At 68.3% G+C, this 20,945-nt stretch carries 20 protein-coding genes; 9 read left to right on the top strand and 11 right to left on the bottom strand.

What is annotated here, in order from left to right:
- Window positions 1–62 precede the first annotated feature (62 nt).
- Window positions 63–269 (top strand): cation transporter, encoded by a 207-nt coding sequence (locus NDI85_RS14060; RefSeq protein WP_310916145.1) that lies wholly within the window; start codon window positions 63–65, stop codon window positions 267–269.
- Here the strand turns inward: NDI85_RS14060 and NDI85_RS14055 are convergent, their stop codons facing one another.
- On the bottom strand, window positions 270–692 hold the full coding sequence (locus NDI85_RS14055; protein ID WP_310916144.1) for a GIY-YIG nuclease family protein: 423 nt from the start codon (window positions 690–692) through the stop codon (window positions 270–272).
- Window positions 693–695: 3 nt separating this feature from the next.
- Window positions 696–986 (bottom strand): hypothetical protein, encoded by a 291-nt coding sequence (locus tag NDI85_RS14050; RefSeq protein WP_189001667.1) that lies wholly within the window; start codon window positions 984–986, stop codon window positions 696–698.
- A gap of 95 nt (window positions 987–1,081) precedes the next feature.
- Here NDI85_RS14050 and NDI85_RS14045 point away from each other — a divergent pair, with 95 nt between their 5' ends.
- Window positions 1,082–1,714 carry a rhomboid family intramembrane serine protease gene (locus tag NDI85_RS14045; protein ID WP_189001665.1) on the top strand — a complete coding sequence of 211 codons (633 nt, stop codon included), beginning with the start codon at window positions 1,082–1,084 and terminating at the stop codon, window positions 1,712–1,714.
- A gap of 1 nt (window position 1,715) precedes the next feature.
- On the opposite strand, the gene NDI85_RS14040 is transcribed toward NDI85_RS14045, so the two are convergent.
- A complete protein-coding gene (locus tag NDI85_RS14040) occupies window positions 1,716–2,453 on the bottom strand; it encodes a ribonuclease H-like domain-containing protein (protein ID WP_310916143.1) in 738 nt (245 codons plus the stop codon).
- Between the two features lie 193 nt (window positions 2,454–2,646).
- Here NDI85_RS14040 and NDI85_RS14035 point away from each other — a divergent pair, with 193 nt between their 5' ends.
- Window positions 2,647–3,024: a universal stress protein gene (locus NDI85_RS14035; RefSeq protein ID WP_310916142.1), complete on the top strand. Its 378-nt coding sequence runs from the start codon at window positions 2,647–2,649 to the stop codon at window positions 3,022–3,024.
- Here NDI85_RS14035 and NDI85_RS14030 read toward each other — a convergent pair.
- Window positions 3,021–3,758 (bottom strand): AAA family ATPase, encoded by a 738-nt coding sequence (locus tag NDI85_RS14030; protein WP_189001654.1) that lies wholly within the window; start codon window positions 3,756–3,758, stop codon window positions 3,021–3,023. The two genes, NDI85_RS14035 and NDI85_RS14030, sit on opposite strands and share 4 nt — an antisense overlap.
- 179 nt (window positions 3,759–3,937) lie before the next feature.
- On the opposite strand from NDI85_RS14030, the gene NDI85_RS14025 reads away from it, so the two are divergent.
- On the top strand, window positions 3,938–5,923 hold the full coding sequence (locus NDI85_RS14025; RefSeq protein ID WP_310916141.1) for a DUF6517 family protein: 1,986 nt from the start codon (window positions 3,938–3,940) through the stop codon (window positions 5,921–5,923).
- Between the two features lies 1 nt (window position 5,924).
- Here NDI85_RS14025 and NDI85_RS14020 read toward each other — a convergent pair whose 3' ends face one another.
- The 4 genes from NDI85_RS14020 to proC form a co-directional block, all read right to left on the bottom strand.
- Entirely contained in the window at window positions 5,925–6,347 is a 423-nt protein-coding gene (locus tag NDI85_RS14020) for an HIT family protein (protein ID WP_166967160.1), read from the bottom strand.
- A gap of 87 nt (window positions 6,348–6,434) precedes the next feature.
- Window positions 6,435–7,763, bottom strand: a complete 1,329-nt coding sequence (locus NDI85_RS14015) for a glutamate-5-semialdehyde dehydrogenase (protein WP_310916140.1) — start codon at window positions 7,761–7,763, stop codon at window positions 6,435–6,437.
- Entirely contained in the window at window positions 7,756–8,589 is an 834-nt protein-coding gene (gene proB, locus NDI85_RS14010) for a glutamate 5-kinase (RefSeq protein WP_310916139.1), read from the bottom strand. Before proB ends, NDI85_RS14015 begins: the two co-directional genes overlap by 8 nt.
- Window positions 8,582–9,355, bottom strand: coding sequence for a pyrroline-5-carboxylate reductase (proC, locus tag NDI85_RS14005; RefSeq protein WP_310916138.1), 774 nt, complete (start codon window positions 9,353–9,355; stop codon window positions 8,582–8,584). The genes proB and proC overlap by 8 nt, the downstream gene beginning before the upstream one ends.
- Before the next feature lie 105 nt (window positions 9,356–9,460).
- Here proC and NDI85_RS14000 point away from each other — a divergent pair, with 105 nt between their 5' ends.
- The 4 genes from NDI85_RS14000 to NDI85_RS13985 all read left to right on the top strand — a co-directional run bounded on the left by NDI85_RS14000 (window position 9,461) and on the right by NDI85_RS13985 (window position 14,945).
- Window positions 9,461–9,631: a DUF4177 domain-containing protein gene (locus NDI85_RS14000; protein WP_189001644.1), complete on the top strand. Its 171-nt coding sequence runs from the start codon at window positions 9,461–9,463 to the stop codon at window positions 9,629–9,631.
- A gap of 69 nt (window positions 9,632–9,700) precedes the next feature.
- Window positions 9,701–12,973: an isoleucine--tRNA ligase gene (ileS, locus tag NDI85_RS13995; RefSeq protein ID WP_310916137.1), complete on the top strand. Its 3,273-nt coding sequence runs from the start codon at window positions 9,701–9,703 to the stop codon at window positions 12,971–12,973.
- A 185-nt stretch (window positions 12,974–13,158) separates the two neighbouring features.
- Window positions 13,159–13,593, top strand: coding sequence for an ester cyclase (locus NDI85_RS13990; RefSeq protein WP_189001640.1), 435 nt, complete (start codon window positions 13,159–13,161; stop codon window positions 13,591–13,593).
- A gap of 98 nt (window positions 13,594–13,691) precedes the next feature.
- On the top strand, window positions 13,692–14,945 hold the full coding sequence (locus NDI85_RS13985; protein ID WP_310916136.1) for an MFS transporter: 1,254 nt from the start codon (window positions 13,692–13,694) through the stop codon (window positions 14,943–14,945).
- A gap of 1 nt (window position 14,946) precedes the next feature.
- Here the strand turns inward: NDI85_RS13985 and prs are convergent, their stop codons facing one another.
- The 3 genes from prs to NDI85_RS13970 form a co-directional block, all read right to left on the bottom strand.
- The gene (gene prs / locus NDI85_RS13980) at window positions 14,947–15,801 is read right to left on the bottom strand and encodes a ribose-phosphate diphosphokinase (RefSeq protein ID WP_310916135.1); all 855 of its coding nucleotides are present in this window, start codon (window positions 15,799–15,801) and stop codon (window positions 14,947–14,949) included.
- 347 nt (window positions 15,802–16,148) lie between these two features.
- Complete coding sequence (locus tag NDI85_RS13975; protein WP_189001635.1) at window positions 16,149–16,949, bottom strand: hypothetical protein; 801 nt, start codon at window positions 16,947–16,949, stop codon at window positions 16,149–16,151.
- A gap of 1 nt (window position 16,950) precedes the next feature.
- Complete coding sequence (locus tag NDI85_RS13970) at window positions 16,951–18,288, bottom strand: glutamate-1-semialdehyde 2,1-aminomutase (RefSeq protein ID WP_310916134.1); 1,338 nt, start codon at window positions 18,286–18,288, stop codon at window positions 16,951–16,953.
- 223 nt (window positions 18,289–18,511) lie between these two features.
- On the opposite strand from NDI85_RS13970, the gene nasA reads away from it, so the two are divergent.
- A complete protein-coding gene (gene nasA / locus NDI85_RS13965) occupies window positions 18,512–20,599 on the top strand; it encodes an assimilatory nitrate reductase NasA (RefSeq protein ID WP_310916133.1) in 2,088 nt (695 codons plus the stop codon).
- Window positions 20,600–20,945: the final 346 nt, after the last annotated feature.

The following is a 20,945-nucleotide window of genomic DNA, read 5'->3' as shown; positions in this document are numbered from 1 at the left end:
GCGGCCCCGGTGCGACGCGCTGGGGCCAAGCCGTTTTCCCCCCGCAGTCGTTACCGGCGGCTATGGAGCAACGAACGCTCTCGGTGAGTGGCATGTCCTGTACAGGGTGCGAGGAGTCGGTCGAGGCCGCCGCCCTCGGCGTCGCCGGCGTCGAAGCGGCTACGGCGGACCACGACGCGGACGCTCTCGTCGTGGAGACCAGCGGCGCCGTCGACGACGACGCGCTCTCGTCGGCCGTCGCGGACGCCGGATACGAGGTCGTCGGGTAGTCAGTCGTCGACCGCGGCGTGGGCCGTCTCGACGGCCGTCAGGAGCGCGTCCCGCCTGTCGCTGCACACCAGATGCGAGCGACAGCCACAGTCCGAACAGCCGAAGTCGGGCACCGACTCGGTCGCTCTGTGGTCCTGTAAGCGCTCGGCCACGGCACACTCGACGGCCGCGCGGGTCGTGACGACGGTGTCGACGCGGGTGGCGTCGTCGCCCAGCAGGTAGTCGACGTGCCAGTGGCGGGCGTCGTTGTCGCCGCTGGCGACGGCCCGGTGGCGGTCGACCCGCGAGAACCCGCCGGCCCCGAGCGCGCTCCCGGTGTAGGCGTACCACCCCGCGGGGAGCGATAGGTCGCCGAGCGCGCCAACCGCGAGGGGGCCGTCGCTGTCGCGTTCGAGGACGAGCGTGTACGTCCCGCCGTCCATCCCTTACGCGCCGATTTCGGGGTCCGCGGCGAGGTCGCCGAATCCGTCGATGCGGAACTCCCGGGTGTCGGTGCAGTCGTCGTTCGCGGCGGCGAGTTCGCCGACGAGCCAGTTGAATCGGCGCTCGAAGTCGTCGTAGGGGGCCTCCTCGAACGTCTCTCTGACGGCGTCGGCCGTGAGGGCCTCGTCGTACTGCTCGGCGAAGGCGGCGACGTTCTCGGCGGCGGTCTGTGCGGTGTCTGCGTCGGTCTCCTCGCCGAAGGCGTCGGCGAGCGATTCGCTGATGTCGGACATGTGCGATGGAACGGCACGCGGTCACGTATGCGTTCTGGACTCCGACGACCGTGGCACCCGGACCTTTCTTGTGCGCTGCTCGACAACACTACCCTATGCGCCGTCCCGCCGAGAGTCCGACGCTCGTGACGCTGCTCCTCATCGTCGCCGTGTTCGCCCTCCAGCAGGTCGTCGGACTCGTCGCACGCCAGCGCCACATCTTCGCGCTGTCGAATCCCTTGCTCGACCAGCCGTGGACGCTGGTCACGAGCGTCTACGCCCACGCCGGCCCCTCCCACTTGCTTGCCAACGCCGCAGCGCTCGCCCTCGCGGGCCTCCTGCTCGAACGGACGACGACCAGCGCGCGCTTTCACGGCTTTTTCGTCGCCGTCGGCGCCCTCTCCGGGGTCGCACAGGTCGCTTTCGTCGGGACCGTCGGCCCCCTGATTCCGGGCGTCCCGGCGAGCGTCAGCGTCCTCGGGGCCAGCGGCGCCATCTTCGGCCTCTTTGGCTACCTGCTTGCGGCCAACCGCTTCACCGAGACGGTCGTCGGCGGGTTCGAACTCCCCGCTCGCGCGCAACTGGCGCTGGGCGGCGTCCTCGCGGCGGCGATAACCCTGCTGACGGCCAATCCCGGCGTCGCGCTGGTCGCCCACTTCACCGGCCTGTTGCTTGGCTTTCTCGCCGGTCGGGCCCACCTGCTGCGGCCCGCCGACACCGCGCCGGAGGCCGACCCGACCCGGTTCTGAGTCAGCGGACGAACACGTCGTCGTGGAGGCTCCCGGTCACCTCGTCGGCCAGGGTGCGCAGGTTGACGGTGTCCTCGCGGTTGTACGACACCAGCGTCTCTAGGGCCCCGTCGCGGCCGCTCTCGTGTTCCCGCCAGAGGCGGACCGCGTCGCGCCCGGAGATGTCGGGTCGGTCGCGCTCGATGCCGATGTCCTGCTCGACCTGCTTCAGCCCGCCCGAGAGGCCGATTTTCTTGCAGGTGTACAGCAGATCGAGATGCGGGCGCTGGAGGTCGACGTCGAAGTTCGCTTCGAGGAAGGGCACGTCGAAGCGCTTGCCGTTGAACGTCACCAGCAGGTCGGCGTCGGCGAAGGCCGCCCGGAGGTTCCCGGCGGTCAGGTCGTCGCCGGCCACGAGCGTCTCCGTCTCGCCGTCCTGATGGAGGCTGACCGTCGTCACCCGGTTTCGTTGCTGGTCGAGGCCGGTCGTCTCGATGTCGAAGAAACACGCGCGGTCCCGGAACGTCTCGTAGAGGCGCCACTGCTCGCTGTTCGGGAACTGCTGGTCGAAGTACGCCACGTCGGCCGCGTCGAGGTGGTCGCGTCCCTCCTCGATGAACCGCTGGATGCGGTCGCCGCGCTTGCCGCCGACGACACCGGGTTCGAACTCGTCCCAGTGGGTGATTCCCTGCTCCCAGATGGACCGCTCTGTCTGCTCGCCGACGCCGTCGACCCCGATGAAACTGTTCTCGACGCGCACGCTCTCCGGTACAGGCGGGGGCGTATGTAAGTTCGTCGGGTAGCGAGGGACCGACAGCCGTCGGTCCCTCGGACAGCGAAGCCTCTCGATGCGATACGGGGAGCGAAGCGACCCGCGGAACAGTGGCACGGGGCCGACCAACGGGAAGCGCCCCGCCGAAACGCCGAAGCCACCCGAGCGCCCACCCCGAAGTATGACCGAGTATCTCGTCGGCGCGTCGTCGGTACACGTCACCGCGGCGGCCGCGGACTACCTACAGGACCGTCTCGACCCCAACGAGGACAGCGTCGTCGTGGTCGGCGTCAGGGAACCCGACGCGCCGTCACGGGACGCCGGCGACGCCGCCAACGTGGCCCGGTCGCGCCTCGCGGCCGTGATGCCGACGACGGAGACCAGAGACGGCGACCCGGTCGCGGAACTGCTGGCGGCCGTCGACGACCACGGCCCCGACGTGGTCGTTCTCGGAGTGAACCGCGGCACCGAGGGCGCCGGCGGCGTCGGGTCGACCGTCACGAACCTGCTGGCCCGCGTGAACCGCCCGGTCGTGGTCGTTCCGCTGCCGGATCTCTAACGGCCGACGCGGTCGAACAGACTCCCCTCGGGGAACTCAAGCGCGAGGTCCACGTCCAGCAGTGCCTCGACCGCGTCGGCCACGGCCGGTGCGAGGTCCGACTCCGGGTCCAGTGCCGTCGGAACCGACGCGTTCGGGCCGGCAGCGGGGATCTCGTGGTCGGCGGCCTCGATGGACAGTGCCCCGTCGACGTCCGTTCGCGTGGCGACGACGGCGTCCGCCATCGCGTCGAGGTCACGACACCGACCCTGCTGTCGCGGGAGGAGGTCCCGGCCGCGCTGGGTCGCCGGGACGACGAGTGCACGACGCTGTGCGGTGGTGAGCGCCGCGATGGACTGGTTCGCCGCGACGGGTGGAACGTCGAGTATGACGTGGTCGAAACGACCGGCGGCGTCCGCGACGGTCGTCTCGAAAGCCCGCGCGCTCTCGGGCGTCTTCGCGCGGGCGAGGCGCTCGAACGGCGCGTGGGCCGGGCAAATCTCGACCCGGCCCGGCACGTCGAATCCGGCGTCGTACAGCGCGTCGTCGAGCGCTGCCTCACCCGTCACGACGCCGGTCACGTCGTCGGTGAGTCGTCCCCCGACGTGTGTCGCCAGTCCCTGCGTGGCGAACGCGGCGTCTAGAACGGCGACGGACCGGCCCGCGCGGGCCAGTGTCGCCGCGATCTCGACTGTCGTCCTCGTCGTCCCGGCACCCCCGGTCACCCCTGTGAGTGCGAGCGTCGTACACCCCATACGACAATCCTACCGCGTATTGAAATAAAAAGTTCTAGATGAATCATCTCGAAATTCAGCGCTTCGAGTGATGAGAATAGTTATGCCGCCGCCGAGCGTTACGTACGTTCCACTAAGGTGGCTGGATGACACGAAAGGGTGGCCGTACGCTGTGGCACCGGCGTGAGTTGCTCCGCACGATGGGGCTGACAGCCGCGACTGGAGCGCTCGCCGGGTGTGAGTACGCCACAGACAACGAGTTCACCGCAGACGCTGTCGTGTTGCCACCGGCGGCACAGTCGTCGCTCGGGTTCGCCTCTATCGTCGAGCAGTCCCGGCGACGAACGGTCGAACGAACCGTCAACGGGCGGGACGTCACCGCGACCATCGAGCGTTTCGTCTCGGTGTACGCACAGACCGACGGCGAGATGTCGTGGGGGGACTCGGAATCGGGGCCGCTCCTGCTGCGGTTCTCCGGCGGGGCTGTCCCCTTCGACGGGACGACAGACCGACTGTTCGTCGGTCCCGCGACGGCGTTCGACACCGTCGGGGGGACCCTCCCGTTTCTCCGGGACGGCGTCGTCGACCCGCGCGGTGTGGTCCTGTTCGCACCGGGGGCGGCGCTGTCCGGGGCCGTACTCGACGCGAACGAGGCCCTCGCGGTCGCCCATCGTTCGGCGCTCTCGGAGGGACCGTTCGTCCCCACCGACACCGGCTTCTCGGTCCCCGACTCGGCGTTCTTCCCGAACTCGGTGTTCGACGTCGACGCCGAGTGGTTCCCGAACAAGAACTGGATACTGCCCGACGACGACGCACGCTCGACCGTGGCCGTCTTCCCGGGCCCCGGCGTCGACAGCGGGGCCGTCGGGACCGCGGGTCGCTCGTTCGAGGCAGGGACGGAACTCGACGCGACGTACGTCGCCGCGCCGGCGGACGTGTTCTTCGATACGGGCGTCTCGGTGACCGACCCCGGCCGACTGCAGACGTTCCTCGGGACCGACGCGGATCAACTCGGTGCGGTCGCCCCCGAACGCCCCATCGACGACGCCGGCGTCGTCGTCTTCTCCGACCGGGAACGCGGCGTCCCGTTCGCGTATATTCCCGGTGAGACGCTGTTCCCCGACTCGACGTTCTTTCCCGAGGCCGTCTTCTCCGCCGATCGGCCGATACTCGCCGCGTCGCTCGGCGACCTGTTCCTCGACTCGACGTTCTTCCCGGACTCGTTTACCCTCTCGGAGTCGCTGCTGAACCCGCAATCGCTGGCGCTTTTCTTCCCTTCGGAACCGGTTTCGTCGGTCCCCGACCCGTTTACCGTCGTCGACTCGGGGGCCAACCTCTCGCCCAGCGGCACGGTTCTGTTCTTCCCGACCGGTCCGGGCACCCTCGGCGGCGCCGACGAGGGGCCGTTCCCCGACTCGGCGTTCTATCCCGACGCCGTGTTCGCTCCCGATTCGCTCTTCTGGCCGGACTCGGTGTTCTGGCCGGACTCGGCGCTTTTCCCCGACGCCGCGCTCCTGCCGATGGAGACGAACGCACACCCCGCGACGAGCGCCGGACTCCCGGTGTCGTTCCCGAGTTCGTTCTTCTTCCCGGGAACGACGTTCTCGCCGACCGAGGTGCTCCATCTCCCCGGCGATTTCGGGTTCTCGGCCGACCTGTTCGAGAACGCCGGGACCGAGGTCACGCACGCGCGCTCGGCGACGGCCGAAAAGCAGGACGCGGCCGAGATAGACACCGCGCCACTCAGCCTCGGCGTCCTCAGTACGCCGGTGGCCAGCGTCGCCGGCCAGTCGATCAACACGCTCGCCGGACTCTCCCTCTCGGACCTGCTGACGAACGACCAGGCGGAGTCGTTTCTCCTCTCGGCCGGCGTCGGGGACGGCGGCGTCGAGTGGGCACGCGGGCCGACGCGACTCGGCACCGAAGCGGCGTCGCTGCTCGGGGACCCGGTCACGATGGAAACCCACGCGGGCATCCTCGACGAGTCGAACCCGAGTGTCGTCTATCTCCACCTCGCTCGCGTCGAGAACGGAGGCAGCGTCGTCGTCAGCGCCGGGGTCCACGGGTTCGAGGTCTCGGACACCGACCGCCCGTTCGTCGGCGCGGACGGCTACGTCTCACAGGACCGTCTCGACCGCTACCGCTCGACCGTCGTCACCGCCGACGAGGCGCTGACCGTCCGCTAACTCAGACGCTGTCGCCGATCGCCGCCGCGATGTCGTCCAGCTCCGCCTCGGGGAGGTCCGGCCGGTCGCCGAAGATGGCGTGAATCGGCCGGCCGCCGTCGTCGGAGAACCGCGGGACGATGTGGCCGTGGACGTGCGGGACCTCTTGGCCGGCCTCCTCGCCGTTGTTGAACGCGACGGTACTCGCGGGGGCGTCGACGGCCGCCTCCACGGCGGGCGTGAGTTCGTGGAGAGCCGCGAACACGTCGCCGCCGACGTCCTCGGGCAGGTCCGCCATCGTCTCGTGGTGGGCCTTCGGGATGACGAGCGTGTGGCCCCGTGCGAGCGGATTCGCGTCCAAGAACGCCAGCACCGTGTCGTCCTCGTAGACGGTTCGGCTCGGGATGTCGCCAGCGACTATCTGGCAGAAGATGCAGTCGTCCATAGCTGGGTAGTCGAGTGGTTTTGCCATCAAGGTTGGGCTACTGACGACGACTGCTGGGCCGGCGCGGTTCAGTTCGGCTGTGGCACGCTACTCGTCGGCGAGGTGCCCGGGACGCCACTCGCCGTCGAACTCCCGGTGGGTGAACGGCAGGGCGTCGTCGCCGGCGTAGCTAGCGACCAACTGCCCGTCGCCCTCCAGATAGTACTTGTAGGTCGTCAGGCCCTCCAGCCCCACGGGGCCGCGGGCGTGAATCTTGCCCGTCGAGATGCCCACTTCGGCGCCGAGACCGTAGCGGTAGCCGTCGGCAAAGCGGGTCGAGGCGTTGTGGAAGACGCTGGCGGCGTCGATGCCGGTCATGAACGTCTCGGCGGTGTCGGCGTCCTCGGTGAGGATCGACTCGGTGTGTTTCGAGCCGAAGGTGTTTGCGTGGTCGATGGCCTCGTAGACGTCGTCGACGACCTTGATGGACAGTTCGAGGTCGCCGTACTCCGTCTCCCAGTCGTCGTCGGTCGCGGGGTCGACGTCGACGATGTCGCGGGTGGCCGCGTCGCCGCGCAGGGTCACGCCGGCCTCGCGGTAGCGCGCGACCATCTCGGGGAGGAAGTCGTCGGCCACGGCGTCGTTCACGAGGAGGGTCTCGACGGCGTTACACACCGCCGGGTACTGCACCTTCGCGTCGAAGGCGACGTCCGCGGCCATCTCGAGGTCGGCGGCCTCGTCGACGTAGACGTGACAGACGCCCTCGGTGTGGCCCAGCACGGGAATCTGGGTGTTGTCCTGGATGTAGGAGACGAACTCCGAGGAGCCACGCGGCATGACGAGGTCGACCTCGTCGTCCATCTCCAGCAGTGCGTCGACCTCCTCGTGGGCCTCGATGAGCGTCGCCCAGCCGACGGGGAGGTCCGCCGTCGCCTCGACGATGGTCTCGTAGAGGACGCGGTTGGACTCGCTGGCCTCGCTGCCACCTTTCAGGATGACGGCGTTACCGGACTTCAGCGCGAGCGCGGCTATCTGGACCAGCGCGTCGGGGCGGGACTCGAAGATGGTCCCGACGACGCCGATGGGGACCGCGACCTTGTACAGTTCGAGGTCCTCGTCGAGTTCGCGGGCCGCCAGCGTCTCCCCCAGCGGGTCATCCTGCTCGGCGACGGACTCGACCATCTCGGCGATGCTCTCTAGCTTGCCCGCGTCGAGTTTGAGTCGGTCGACGAGCGCCTGTGTGTACTCGCCCTCCGCGAGCATCTCCTCGGCCGCCGCGACGTCCTCCTCGTTGGCCGCGAGGATGGCGTCGCTGTTGTCGCGGATGGCGTCGGCGATGGCCGCGAGCGCGGCGTCGCGCTCGGCGGCGTCGACGTTGGCCAACCGCAGGGCCGCGGACTGTGCAGCGGTCACCTGTTGCTCGGTCGTCTCAGTCATCTGTCTCACCGTTGATGGGGACGAATATTGTGCCCACCGATTCCGCCTCGGCGACCTTTCGCAGGACGTCCGGTTCCGTCGACTTCGCGATGATGGCCGGGATGCCGTGTTCGCTGACGTCCCGCGCGCCGCTGACCTTCGTCTGGATGCCGCCGAAACCGCCCGTCGAACTCTCCGTGACGACGTCTTCGACCTCGCCGTAGTTCTCGCCGACGACCGGGATGTGCTCGGCGTCTGGGTCTTCCTTCGGGTTGCCGGTGTAGACGCCGCCGACGTCGGTCAGGGTCACCAGCAAGTCGACGCCGACGCCGATGGCGATAGAGGCCGAGATCATGTCGTTGTCGCCGATCTGGAGTTCCTCGGTCGCGACGGCGTCGTTCTCGTTGATGATGGGGACGATGCCCCAGTCCAGCAGCGTCTCGACGGTGTTGCGGAAGTTGGTGAACCGCTCGGGGTTGTCGAGGTCGTGTTCCGTGATGAGTATCTGGGCGACCTTGCGGTCGTACCGGGCGAAACTCTCCGTATAGCGGTGCATCAGGTGACTCTGGCCCACCGTCGAGAGCGCCTGTGACTTCTCGACGGTCTCGGTGTCGTGGTCAATCCGGCCGATGCCGGCGCCGACGGCACCGGAGGAAACCAGCATGACCTCCTTGCCCCGCGAGAGCAGCGACTCGATGTCGTCGACGAGTTTGTCGAGTTTCTCGTCGTCTAAGTTCGACTCCGCGTCGGTCAGCGAGTTCGTGCCGGCCTTGACGATGACGCGCTCGGCCTCGGCGGCCTGTTCGCGGGCGCGAGAGAGCGAGGCGGCGTCGACGCGCTCAGTCATCCTCGAATGCGGCCGCCAGTTCTTCCGAGCGCTGTTCTGCGGCCGCGACGGCGTCGGCGAGCGCCGCGTCGGCCTCGCTGTCCCAGAGCACCTCCATGCCCTCGATGGTCGTCCCGTTGGGCGAGCAGACCGCGTCGACGAGTTCGTCGGCGGTGCGGTCGTCCTGCAGGACCGTCTCGGCGGCGCCCTTGAACGTCTGGGCGGCCAGCACCTGCGCCTCCTCGTGGTCCAGGCCGCCGGCGACGCCGGCCTCGGTCATGGCCTCGATGAAGTAGAAGACGAAGGCTGGGCCGCTCCCGTTGACCGCGGTGGCGATGTCCATCTGGCCCTCCTCGATTTCGGCGAACTCGCCGACGTCGTCGAGCAGTTCGCGGACCTCGTCGGTGACGTCGCCGGTCGCCGCGGCCGCCATGTCCCGCGTCTCGGCGGCGAGGTTCGGCATGATGCGTACGACCCGCGCGTCCGTCCGGGCTTCGACGAACTCCGTCGGGACGCCGGCCGCGATGGAGACGAGCGTCTGGTCGGCCGAGAGGTCCAGTTCGTCAAGCACCGCTTCCACGATGTCCGGTTTGACCGCGAGGAAGACGACCTCGGCGTCGGCCGCTCGACCCACGTCGTCGGTCGTCTCCTCGCAGTAGTCGGCGACGGCGGCCAGCGCGTCCGGGTCGAGGTCGCAGGCGACGACCGAGTGGTTGCCCGACGCGTAGAGCCCCCTCACGAGAGCACTGCCCATGTTTCCGCAGCCGATGACACACGTACGTACCATAGTCTCTAGTCCACCGGACGAGATGGGGAGACTAATTGTGTTTTCATCTCGCACGGCGGGTGGGACCACAAGACTGGTACCGTCGCCGGCCCAGCTGTCGAACGAATGCCCTCCTACGAGTACAGACTGTTCGAGGTCGATACTGGAGTGTTCGGCGGGAGCAGCGTCCCCGTCGACGAACTGAACGAACTCGGTGCCGAGGGGTGGGAGGTCGTCGCTCCCATCACGGAGAACAGCGGGCAGACCGCCGGCCTGTTACTCAAGCGCGAGCGCTGACCTGCAGGCCCCCGCTCGGCCACGCAGACAACCGATTGCCCTTTAATGCCGGCGGCGAATGTGACCGATATGGAACGGTTCGCCGCGGTCGACGACCAGTACGACCCCGAGAGCGTCGAATCGGGGGTCTTCGAGTACTGGGACGACGTCGACGCCTACGAGCAGACGGTCGAGCACCGCGCCGACGGGGAGGACTTTTTCTTCGTCGACGGGCCGCCCTACACCTCCGGGGCCGCCCACATGGGGACGACGTGGAACAAGACGCTGAAAGACCTCTACATCCGCTATCTGCGGATGCAGGGATACGACGTCACCGACCGGCCGGGCTACGACATGCACGGCTTGCCCATCGAGACGAAAGTCGAGGAGCGACTGGACTTCGAGAACAAGAAGGACATCGAGCGCTTCGGCGAGGAGAACTTCATCGAGGAGTGCAAGGCCTTCGCCGAGGAGCAACTCGACGGTCTCCAGACGGACTTTCAGGACTTCGGCGTCTGGATGGACTGGGACGACCCCTACAAGACGGTCAATCCGGAGTACATGGAGGCCGCGTGGTGGGGGTTCCAGCAGGCCCACGAGCGCGGACTCGTCGAGCAGGGCCAGCGCTCTATCAACCAGTGTCCCCGCTGTGAGACCGCCATCGCCAACAACGAGGTCGAACGCGAAGAGGTCGGCAAACCGTCTATCTACGTGAAGTTCCCCTTGGCCGACCGCGAGGGGTCGCTCGTCATCTGGACGACCACCCCGTGGACCATCCCCGCCAACACGTTCGTCGCCGTCGACGGCGAGGTCACCTATCAGGGCGTCCGCGCCGAGAAAGACGGCGAGAGCGAGGTGCTGTACGTCGCAGAACCGCGCGTCGAGGACGTCCTCTCGAAGGGCCGCTACGAGGACTACGAGGTCGTCGAAGAGGTCAGCGGCGAGGAGATGGTCGGCTGGCAGTACGACCACCCGTTGGCCGAGGAAGTACCCGACCACGCCCAAGGCGAGGGGTCGGGACAGGTCTACACCGCGGCGTACGTCGACGCCGAGGACCAGACCGGGCTGGTCCACTCCGCGCCCGGCCACGGTGAGGAGGACTTCGAGCGCGGCCGCGAACTCGGCCTCGAAATCTTCTGTCCCGTCGGCGGCGACGGCGTCTACACCGAAGAAGGGGGCAAGTACGCGGGCACGTTCGTCCGGGACGCCAACGACGACGTCGTCGCCGACCTCGATTCGAAGGGGCTCCTGCTGGCCAGCGAGTCGGGCTACACCGTCAACGAGGGGCACTGCTGGCGCTGTGACACCGGCATCGTCCGCATCGTCACCGACCAGTGGTTCATCACGGTCACCGACATCAAAGAGGAACTGCTCGACAACATCGAGGACAGCGAATGGCACCCGCAGTGGGCCCGCGACAATCGCTTCCGGGACTTCGTCGAGGACGCCCCCGACTGGAACGTCTCGCGCCAGCGCTACTGGGGCATCCCAATCCCCATCTGGCTTCCTGACGACTGGGACGGGTCGATGGACGACGCCATCGTCGTCGGCGACCGCGAGGAACTCGCAGCGCGAGTCGACCAAGATATCGACCCCGAGACGGTGGACCTGCACAAGGGCACCGTCGACGACCTCACGATCACGGAGGACGGGACCACGTACACCCGCGTCGGCGACGTCTTCGACGTGTGGCTGGACTCCTCCGTGGCGACGTGGGGGACGCTCGACTACCCCGAGAAGGAGGAGGACTTCGAGCGCCTGTGGCCCGCCGACCTCATCATGGAGGCCCACGACCAGACCCGCGGGTGGTTCTGGTCCCAACTCGGGATGTCCACCGCCGCCACCGGCAAATCACCGTACAAGGAGGTGCTGATGCACGGCTACGCCAACATGCCCGACGGCCGCGGGATGTCCAAATCGAAGGGTATCCTCGTCGACCCGCACGAGGTCATCGAGAAGCACGGCCGCGACCCGATGCGCCTGTTCCTGCTCTCCGTGACCGCGCAGGGCGAGGACATGAACTTCTCGTGGGAGGAGACCCAGGAGATGCAGCGCCGTCTCAACATCCTCTGGAACGTCGCCCGGTTCCCGCTGCCGTACATGCGGGCCGACGACTTCGACCCCGAGGAGACCACCGTCGAGTCCGTGCGCGAGGACCTCGAACTCGCCGACGAGTGGGTCCTCTCGCGCCTCCAGAGCGTCGAGCAGGCGATGACCGAACACATGGAGGCCTTCGAGAACGATAAGGCCGCCCACGAACTGCTGGACTTCGTCGTCGAGGACGTCTCGCGGTTCTACATCCAGGTCGTCCGCGAGCGGATGTGGGAGGAGGAAGACAGCGACTCGAAGCAGGCCGCCTACGCCACCCTCTACCGCGTCCTAGAGGAGGTCGCCGCGCTGTTCGCTCCGTTCACGCCGTTCGTCGCCGAGGAGATATACAGTTCGCTGACCGGCGACGCGGGCCACCCGACGGTCCACATGTGCGACTGGCCCGAACCCACCGAGGACCTCCACGAGCCTGCCCTCGAAGACGAGATGGAGGTCGTCCGGGAAGTCGAGGAGGCCGGCTCGAACGCACGCCAGCAGGCCGAGCGGAAACTTCGCTGGCCGGTCACACGCGTCGTCGTCGACGTCGCCGGACAGGGTCCGGCGGACAGTCAGACGGAGTCTGACGACACCGACAGCGACGCCGTGGCCGACGCGGTGCGCGCACAGGCGGCCATCGTCGCCGACCGCCTCAACGCCCGTGCGGTCGACGTCGTCGGCCCCGACGAGGCGTGGGGCGAACTCCACTACTCCGCCGAGGCCGACATGAGCGAACTCGGTCCGGCGTTCGGGGACGACGCCGGCCGCGTGATGAACGCGATGAACGAGGCCCGACTCGACGAACCGTCCCTCGATGCCCTCGAAGGGAGCGTCGAGGAGACGCTGGGCGAATCGGTCGAGTTGACCGACGAGATGGTGACCTTCCGCCGCGAGACGCCCGAGGGCGTCACCGGCACCGAGTTCGCCGCCCTCGACGGCGGCGGCGTCGTCTACGTCGATACGACGCTCACCGAGGACATCGAGAGCGAGGGCTATGCACGAGAAGTCATCCGTCGGATACAGGAGATGCGCAAGGACCTCGAACTGGACATCGAGGCCCGCATCGTCGTGGACCTCTCGATTGCCGATGACCGCGTCGACTCGCTGGTCCGCGAACACGAGGCGCTCATCGCGGAGGAGGTCCGCGCCGACGAGTTCGGCGAGGTCGAGGACGGCCACCGCAAGACGTGGGACGTCGAGGGCGTCGAGATGGAGATAGCTATCGCGCCGTGCGAGGCCGACCAACGGGAGGCCTCGGAACAGGCGAGCGGCGACTGAGGGAGCCGCGAGCCACGGCGGCGGCGGAAGCGTCCGACTGAAACGGTCGGTCTTCCCTTCGTCGCCTCCCTCGGGAGCATCTGGTAACAAATGCTACCGTCTCGCACGGCGTAGTTCCCCGTAGCGCTCACTACGAAGTCACGCAGTCCGGGGGGACGCGTCGAACGGAGCGCACGGAGACACCGATGGCAGCAACAGCACCACTAGACGAGGAGAAACGAATCGCGCGTCAGTTCCCCGAAGAGGTCGCGACCGAGGGGAATGTAGACCTCATCGACGACATCTGCACGCCGGACGTCGTCGACCACAGTCCGCTCGGCGAGGTGTCCGGCCGCGAGGACCTGAAAGCACAGATACGCGGCATCCGGGAGTCTTTCGAGGACTTCTCGGCGTCCGTCGAGGACATCGTCGCCGAGGGAGACACCGTCGCCATGCGAGTGACACTCAGCGGGAAACACACCGGCGAGTTCATGGGCGTCGACCCGACAGGAGAGGACGTCGAGATAGAGAACATGGTGTTCACCCGGTTCGAGGGCGGTCAGATAGCCGAACGCTGGGTCCAGCCGGACATGCTCGGCCTCATGCAACAGGTCGGCGCCGTCGACCTGCCGGGGAACTGAGCGGATCGACCGTTCTCTACCCTTTCTTTCGACGACTCTCTGACTATATCTTCGACAGACCGTAACGTGTTTCGTGGGGAACAGACTGCTACCGAGCAGTGACACAACGACGGCAACTGCAGGCGCTCTTTTTCACCCGCTTCGCGAACGCCTTCGGTATCGTGACGCTGCTGACGCTCTTGCCGACGTACATCGACCTGCTGGACCCGCAGGGGTTCGTCCTCGGGATGTTCGCCACGGGGCTGACGCTCGCACAGGCTGGCACCGTCGTCCCGGTGTCGTATCTGGGCGACCGGTTCGACAAGCGGACGATTCTGCTGGCGGGGTTGGCGCTCGCCACCGCCGTCTACGGCCTGTTCCCGCTGGTCGGGTCCAGTTGGGGGTTCGTCTTCGTCCGCGGGTTGCAGGGCGTCGCCGCCACCGTCGCGGGACTGCTGGGGCTCGCGCTGGTCGGGCAACTCGCCCGCGAGAGCGAACGGGGCAACACCATCGGGATGTCCAACTCGTGGCGGTTCGCGGCGGCCATCGGTGGGTCGCTGTCGGCGGGCGTCCTCTACGATACGTTCGGCTTCGACGCGGTGTTCGGCCTGTTGATGGCCATCAGCGGCCTCGCCTTCCTCGGCGTCCTCGTCTGGGTCGACCCCGACGAGACGACCACCGACGGGTTCGCGTTCACCGACCTCGCGCTGAACCGCCGCATCCTCACCATCACGAGCTTCCGCGCCCAGTACGCCGTCGCCGTGACGCTCGTCCGGACGTGGGTGCCCATCTTCGCCGGCGTGGCGGCCGCTCGCGGTGGGCTGGGGTACAACGCGGCGATACACGGCGCGACGGCCGTCGCCGTCGTCCTCGCCGCCGAGAAGTTCACGAATATGCTCGCCCAACCCTACACCGGCAGCCTCTCGGACCGCTTCGGCCGCGCCCGGTTCGTCTTCGTCGGCGGGCTCTGCTACGGGCTGGTGGCGCTCGTCGTCCCGTTCACGCCGGCCATCGGGTCGGCGCTCGGCCTCCCGTCGGTGTTCCCCTACTTCGGGAACCTCTCCCCGGCGTTTCTCCCCCTCGTGGCCCTGAACGGTCTCCTCGGGGTGGCCGACTCGATTCGCGAACCCGCGAGCATGGCGCTGTTCGCCGACGAGGGGAGCGACAGCGGCGTCGCCTCCAGTTTCGGCGTCCGCGATTTGGTCTGGCGGCCCGGGGCGGTCCTCGCGCCGCTGGCGGGCGGGTGGCTGACGACGAACGTCGGCATGGAGTGGGTGTTCTATCTGGGCGCGGCGTCGGCGTTCACCGGCGTCGCGGCGTTTCTGGGCATCCTCACGGTCCGACACGGCCGGGACGGACTCGCGGCGTGGTGACTCAGAGTTCCGCGGCGACGACGGGGGCGGCGCTGACCTCGCTGACCGCGCGCTCCAGCGTGTCGGTGCCGTAGACGGCCTCGACGCCGGCCGCAGAGAGCTTCGTCAGGGCGTTGCTCGCCAGCATCGGATGGACGCAGGTGACGAACACGCGGTTCGCGTCTCGGTTCATCAACACCTCGACGGACTCGCTCATCGTCGACCCCGTCGCGATGATGTCGTCGACGAGTACCACGTCGCGGCCCGCCACGTCGGCGTCGCTGGGCGTGATCTCGATGTCGCCGCTGTCGTAGTCGCGGTCCTTCTCGAAGTAGTCCGTCTCGCCCTCGCCGTAGGCGTCGCGGGCCGTGACGGCCAGGTCGATGGCACCCTCGTCGGGCGAGAGAAAGAGCGGGCCTTCGAGCGCGTCGGGAAGCGGGTCCGCGAGGAGGCCCGCGGCGTCGACGTGGGCCGTCGGCACGTCGAAGAAGTCACAGACCGACGGTTCGTGGGGGTTGACCGTGATCACGCGGTCGGTGCCCGTCGAGATGGCCCGCGCTATCGCCCGCGAGGAGACGGGTTCGCCCGGGCGGAACGCTTCGTCCTGTCGCGCGTAGCCCATGTACGGGAGGACGGTCACCACCTCGCTGGCCCCGGCTTCGCGGGCCGCGTCCTGCAACTGGAGCACCTGCACGTGCGCGTCGCTGTCGACGGTGGAGGCGACGACGACGGCGCGCTCGCCCGCGACGGACTCGGGCAGGCGGACGACGTGCTCGCCGTCGGCGAACTGTTCGTACTCGACCCGCCCCAGTCGCTCGTCGGTGGCGTTGGCCAGCGCCGCGGCAAACGCCTGTGTGTCGGCCCCGGGGATAATCATGTGCGAGGGGTAGCCGGCCGGGCTAAACCACTTTTCGATTCCGGGGCTCGAAGGTGTGCGTACGGCACGCACTGGCGCATTCGGGACCAACCGCCGGAAAGCCCCGACGCGTTCGACTCGCGCGCCTCGCTGTCACCGAAAATCAGAGATTTTCGAGATGACGAAAGAGCGGCGCTCTTTCGAACCATGCGCTTCCGTCGCTCGCTCAGTCCAGTGCTTGCGTCGGCGTGCTTCGCCGAGCGCGTCGCCCCTTTCAGTCCACCCGGTCGGCTGTGTCGACTGCTGTCCCTTGCTGGCTGTGTCACCGGCCGAACCCCGGGTTGTCGCGCCGACAGAAAGCCGGGTGGTCAGGCCACGGCGACGCCGACGACGTCGGGGACGCCCAGCGAGCGCTGTCGCCACCCGCCGCGGCCGTCGGCCGTGGCCTCGTCGTCGGTGTCCACGAGGAAGGTGCCGTTCTCGGTGATGGCGTAGGTGTCCGTGCCGTAGGTCACGTCGACGACCCGTTCGCGCACGGGGAGGTCACACGCCCGCCAGTCGCCGTCGACCAGTTCGGAGAGGCCGTCGTCGTCGGCGGCGTGTGTACGGGTGTCGTCGCTCGCCACTGCGCCGTGGCGGCCCGACCGCACCTCGACCCACGCGCCGTCGTCGAGGGCGTAGAGGCCGTCGGCGGTGGCGGCGTAGCCCGGTGCCACGTCCGTCACGTCCGCGAGGCCGAGACGCTCACAGTCCGGTAGGCGGTAGACGCCGTCGGCCGCCGCCAGCAGGCCCCCGTCGATGGCCCGGACATCCTCGACGGCGCCGAGGTCACGCCACGCGCCGTCGGCGTACCGTGCGACCCGGCCGCCGCCCGCCGCGAGGAGTCCATCGGCGTCGTAGCCGACGGCCGTCGCCGGCCCGAACCCCGTCGGTGCGAACCCGTCGGCCGTCGAGACCAGCACGGACTCGTCGGTGGCGACGGCCACCTCGCCGTTGGCCCCGGCGACGTCGCGGGCGGTACAGCGCTCTTCGAGACTGAACCGGCCGACCTGTCCGCCGGCCGTCTCGACGCGCGTGACTCCGAGGCCCGACGCGACGTAGGCGTGGGTCTCCGGCCGTTTCTCCCCGTACATCCGCTTCTCCGAGAGCGCGATGTCGTCGTCGCTCACTTCATATCGCCTCTTTGTAGGCTTCGAGGGCATCGTCTACGTCTTCCGCTGTGTGGGCATCACAGATGAACTGTGACTCGAACTGGTTCGCCGTCAGGAAGACGCCCCGCTCTTTCATCGCGGGCCAGAAGAGTCGCTCCCACCGCTCGGTCTCGGCCTGTTTCACGTCGCCGCCGTCCTTCGGGCAGTGGTCGTAACGGGGGCACTCGGGCCGCTGCTGACAGCCCGCCTCACAGTGACCTTCGAAGGTATCTGGGCCGTCGCGGGTGAAGACGACCTTGAACATCGAGTCCGTCCCGACGACGGTGTACTCGGGGGCCTGCTCTTCGAGGATGTCCTGCAGGCCCGAGCGAATCCGCTCGCCCAGTCCGTTCACGTGGTCGTATACGTCGTGTTCGGCCGCATACCGCAACGTCTCAAGCCCCGCCGCCATCGTCACGGGGTGGCCCGAGAAGGTGCCGGACTGGAACACGTCGCCGGCGGGCGTGAACTGCTCGATGATCTCGCTCTTGCCGCCGATGGCCCCGACGGGGAACCCGCCGCCGACGATTTTGCCGAACGTCGTAATGTCCGGTTCGATGTCGAACTTCCCTTGCGCGCACTGGAGGCCGCCGACGCGGAACCCGGTGATGACCTCGTCGAAGATGAGCAGCGAGCCGTGGTCGTTACAGAGGCCCCGGAGGGTCTCGTGGTAGCCGTCGACGGGGTGGACGATGCCGTAGTTCCCGAGGATGGGTTCGGTGAGGACGGCGGCGATGTCGTCGCCGTGTTCGTCGAACACGTCGCGGGCGGCGTCGGGGTCGTTGAACGGCACCGTCAGCGTGTGTTCGGCGAAGCTCTCGGGGATGCCCGGACTGGAGGGGGCGGTGTGGTCGCCCTCGCCCTCTACGAGCGTGGACTCCTGTGCGCCGTGGTAGCCGCTCTGCATCACGACGATCTTGTCCCGGCCGGTGTAGCCACGCGCGAGTCGCACGGCGGAGACGGTGGCCTCCGTCCCGGAGTTGACGAACCGAACCATCTCGACGCTGGGGACGTGGCGGGTGACGAACTCCGCGAGTTCGACTTCGACTTCGGTGGGCGCGCCGTACATCGGTCCCTCGGCGGCGCGTTGCTGGACCGCGGACTGGACCTGTTCGGGCATGTCGTGGCCCAGTAGCAGTGGGCCGTAGCCCATCACGAAGTCGATGTAGCGGTTGCCGTCGGCGTCGACGACGTGGCCGCCGTCGCCCTTCTGGACGAAAAAGGGGTACGGGCGGACGGCCCGGACCGATGAGTTGACGCCACCCGGCATGACCGACAGCGCGCGGTCGTACAGCGCTCGCGACTGTTCGTGGTTCATGGCGCGGGGTTCGAACGCTGTCAGAAAGAACCTGACGGGTCACGCCGTTCGGGTCGTGACTACTGGACGAATGCTGTTCGAATCACGCATCGGATACAACTTCGTCAAGAGATAGCGTTTTGTGTTGGGTGTCCATGCATCTAAGCAGAGATATGTTTGCCGAACGTGCGTATAATCCGGCGCTCGACGGACGGTCGTGCGCCTGTCGGGGGCGTGGTGTGGCATGAGCGACTGGGTCCCGACGACGTGTATGCGGTGTGCGGTCGGCTGCGGGCACATGCACCGGGCCGCCGACGTCGGGTACGGTATCGACACGGTGCGCGGCGACGCCGCCCACCCGGTCAATCAAGGACTGGCCTGTGCTCGCGGCATTCAGGAGAGTCGCGACCCCGACGGCCAGTGGCTCACGCGGCCGATGGTCCGTGACGACGGCGAGTTGCGCCAGACGACGTGGGACGTGGCGCTCGCCCGCGCCGTCGAGGGCCTGCGCGAGGCCCACGAGACCGACCCCGATTCGGTCGCCGTCCTCGGGAGCGGCCAGCAGACCAACGAGGCCGCCTACGCCCTGGGGAAGGTCGCTCGCGGCGGCTTCGGCACCCGGCTGTACGACGCCAACACGACGCTGTGTATGGCCAGCGCCGTGACGGCGTACTATCAGGCCTTCGGCAGCGACGCCCCGCCATGTACCTACGCCGACATCGAGGACGCCGACCGACACGTCGTCTGGGGGGCCAACCCCGCCGTCGCCCACCCCGTGATGTTCCGCTGGATTCGACAGGCGGCCGACGCCGAGGGCGTCGAACTCCTCACCGTCGACCCCATCCGCTCGGAGACGGCCGAGAACAGCGACCACCACGTCGCACCCGACCCCGGCAAGGACCTCGCGCTGGCGCGGGCCGTCCTCGCGCGACTGGTCGAGACCGACCGCGTCGACGAGGCGTTCGTCGCCGAGGCGACCGACGGATTCGACGAGTTGCTGGCGGCGCTGCCGACCGCCGCCGAGGCGGCCGACGAAGCCGGCGTCGAGATGGCCGAGGTCGACCTGCTGGCCGACGCGATGGACCGCCGTGCCCTGCTGTACTGGGGCATGGGCATCAACCAGCACGTCCAGGGCACCGAGACGGCCCGCGCGCTCGTCGACCTGGCGCTGGCCTCGGGCAACCTCCGACCCGGCGGCGGTCCGTTCTCGCTGACCGGACAGGCCAACTCGATGGGGACGCGGGTCTGCTCCTCGAAGGGGTCGTGGCCCGGCCAGCGCGCCTTCGGCGACCCGGACCACCGCCGACTGGTCGCCGACGCGTGGGACGTGCCGGTCGACCGGCTGCCCGACGACCCCGGCCCGGGGCCGGTCGGGATGCTCGAAACCGAACCCGAGGCCGTCTGGGCCGTCGCCACGAACCCCGTCGCGGGGATGCCCGACGCCGACAGCGCCCGCGAGACGCTCGAAGACACCTTCCTCGTCGCACAGGACGCCTTCCACACGGAGACCACTCGACTGGCCGACGTGGTGTTGCCCGCGGCGACGTGGGGCGAGTCCGACGGGACGACGACGAACATGGAGCGGACCATCTCGCGGGTCAGGGCGGCGACGGAGGTCCCCAGCGGCGTCCGACAGGATCTCGATATCGTCGCCACTATCGGCTCGCGCCTGTTCCCTGCCCTCTTCGACGCTACCTCGCCGGACCCGAGCGACGTCTTCGACGAATTCGCCGCGCTCACCGAGGGTACCGTCGCGGACTGCTCGGGAATCACCTACGACCGCTTAGACGAGGCGCACGCCGTCCGCTGGCCCGCGCCCGACGAGGAGAGCGCCGGCGGCTACCGGTACTACGAGACCGAGGCGGGCGGCGCGGAGTCGTGGGCGTTCCCCACCGCGAGTGGCAACGCCCAGTTCTCGACCGGGCGGCAGGGCGACCTGCCGGAACCGACCGACGACGACTACCCGCTGACCCTGACCACCGCCCGCGAGGCCGACGGGTACAACACGGGCGTCCGCTCGCGCGGCGGTGCCGCCGGTGACCTCGTGGCCCGTCTCCACCCCGAGACGGTCGCGGCCCACGCCGACCGCGTGGTCGACGACCGCCTGACGGTGACCTCCCGACGCGGGTCCGCGACGGTCCTCGTCGACGAAGACGAAGGCGTCCCGCGCGGGATGGTGTGGCTCCCCATCCACCACCCGGCGACCAACCGCCTGACGCTCTCCGAACGGGACCCGCAGTCGAAGGAACCACACTTCAAGCAGTGTGCCGTCCGTCTCGTCGCGCCCGAGGCGTCCGACGCGACGGACATGGTCGTCGAAGCGGACGATTGAGCCCGGCGGGCGCTCTTCTCGGAGTCCTCTCAGCAGTCGTGACGACCGCGTCCGTCGTCGTCTCACAGGGGACAGCGCCACCGGCACGGCTTCGACCACGGAATCGGTGGACAGTCCAGACGTGGCCGCTGTTCGCCCGCGGCGGCCGGTTGTCGTGTGATCCGGACGGGTGACACATCTTCTCAGCGGGTGTCGCGGTTTTCTTCGCAGATGTCAGATTTTCCCCGCGGCTGGTGGACGGAATACGTCCTTAAGGTGAGAATATCCGATTGCAGATTGGCCACCCGTCCAAACGGAGGCGACCGAAATTCACGCTCGTCAACGATTACGGTTATTAGGTACTGGT

This window comes from Haloarcula sp. S1AR25-4 (assembly GCF_031624555.1).
GTDB classification, from domain to species: Archaea; Halobacteriota; Halobacteria; order Halobacteriales; family Haloarculaceae; genus Haloarcula; species Haloarcula pellucida.
Note: the sequence above shows the minus strand (reverse complement) of the source record. Positions and strands in the feature narration are given on the sequence as shown.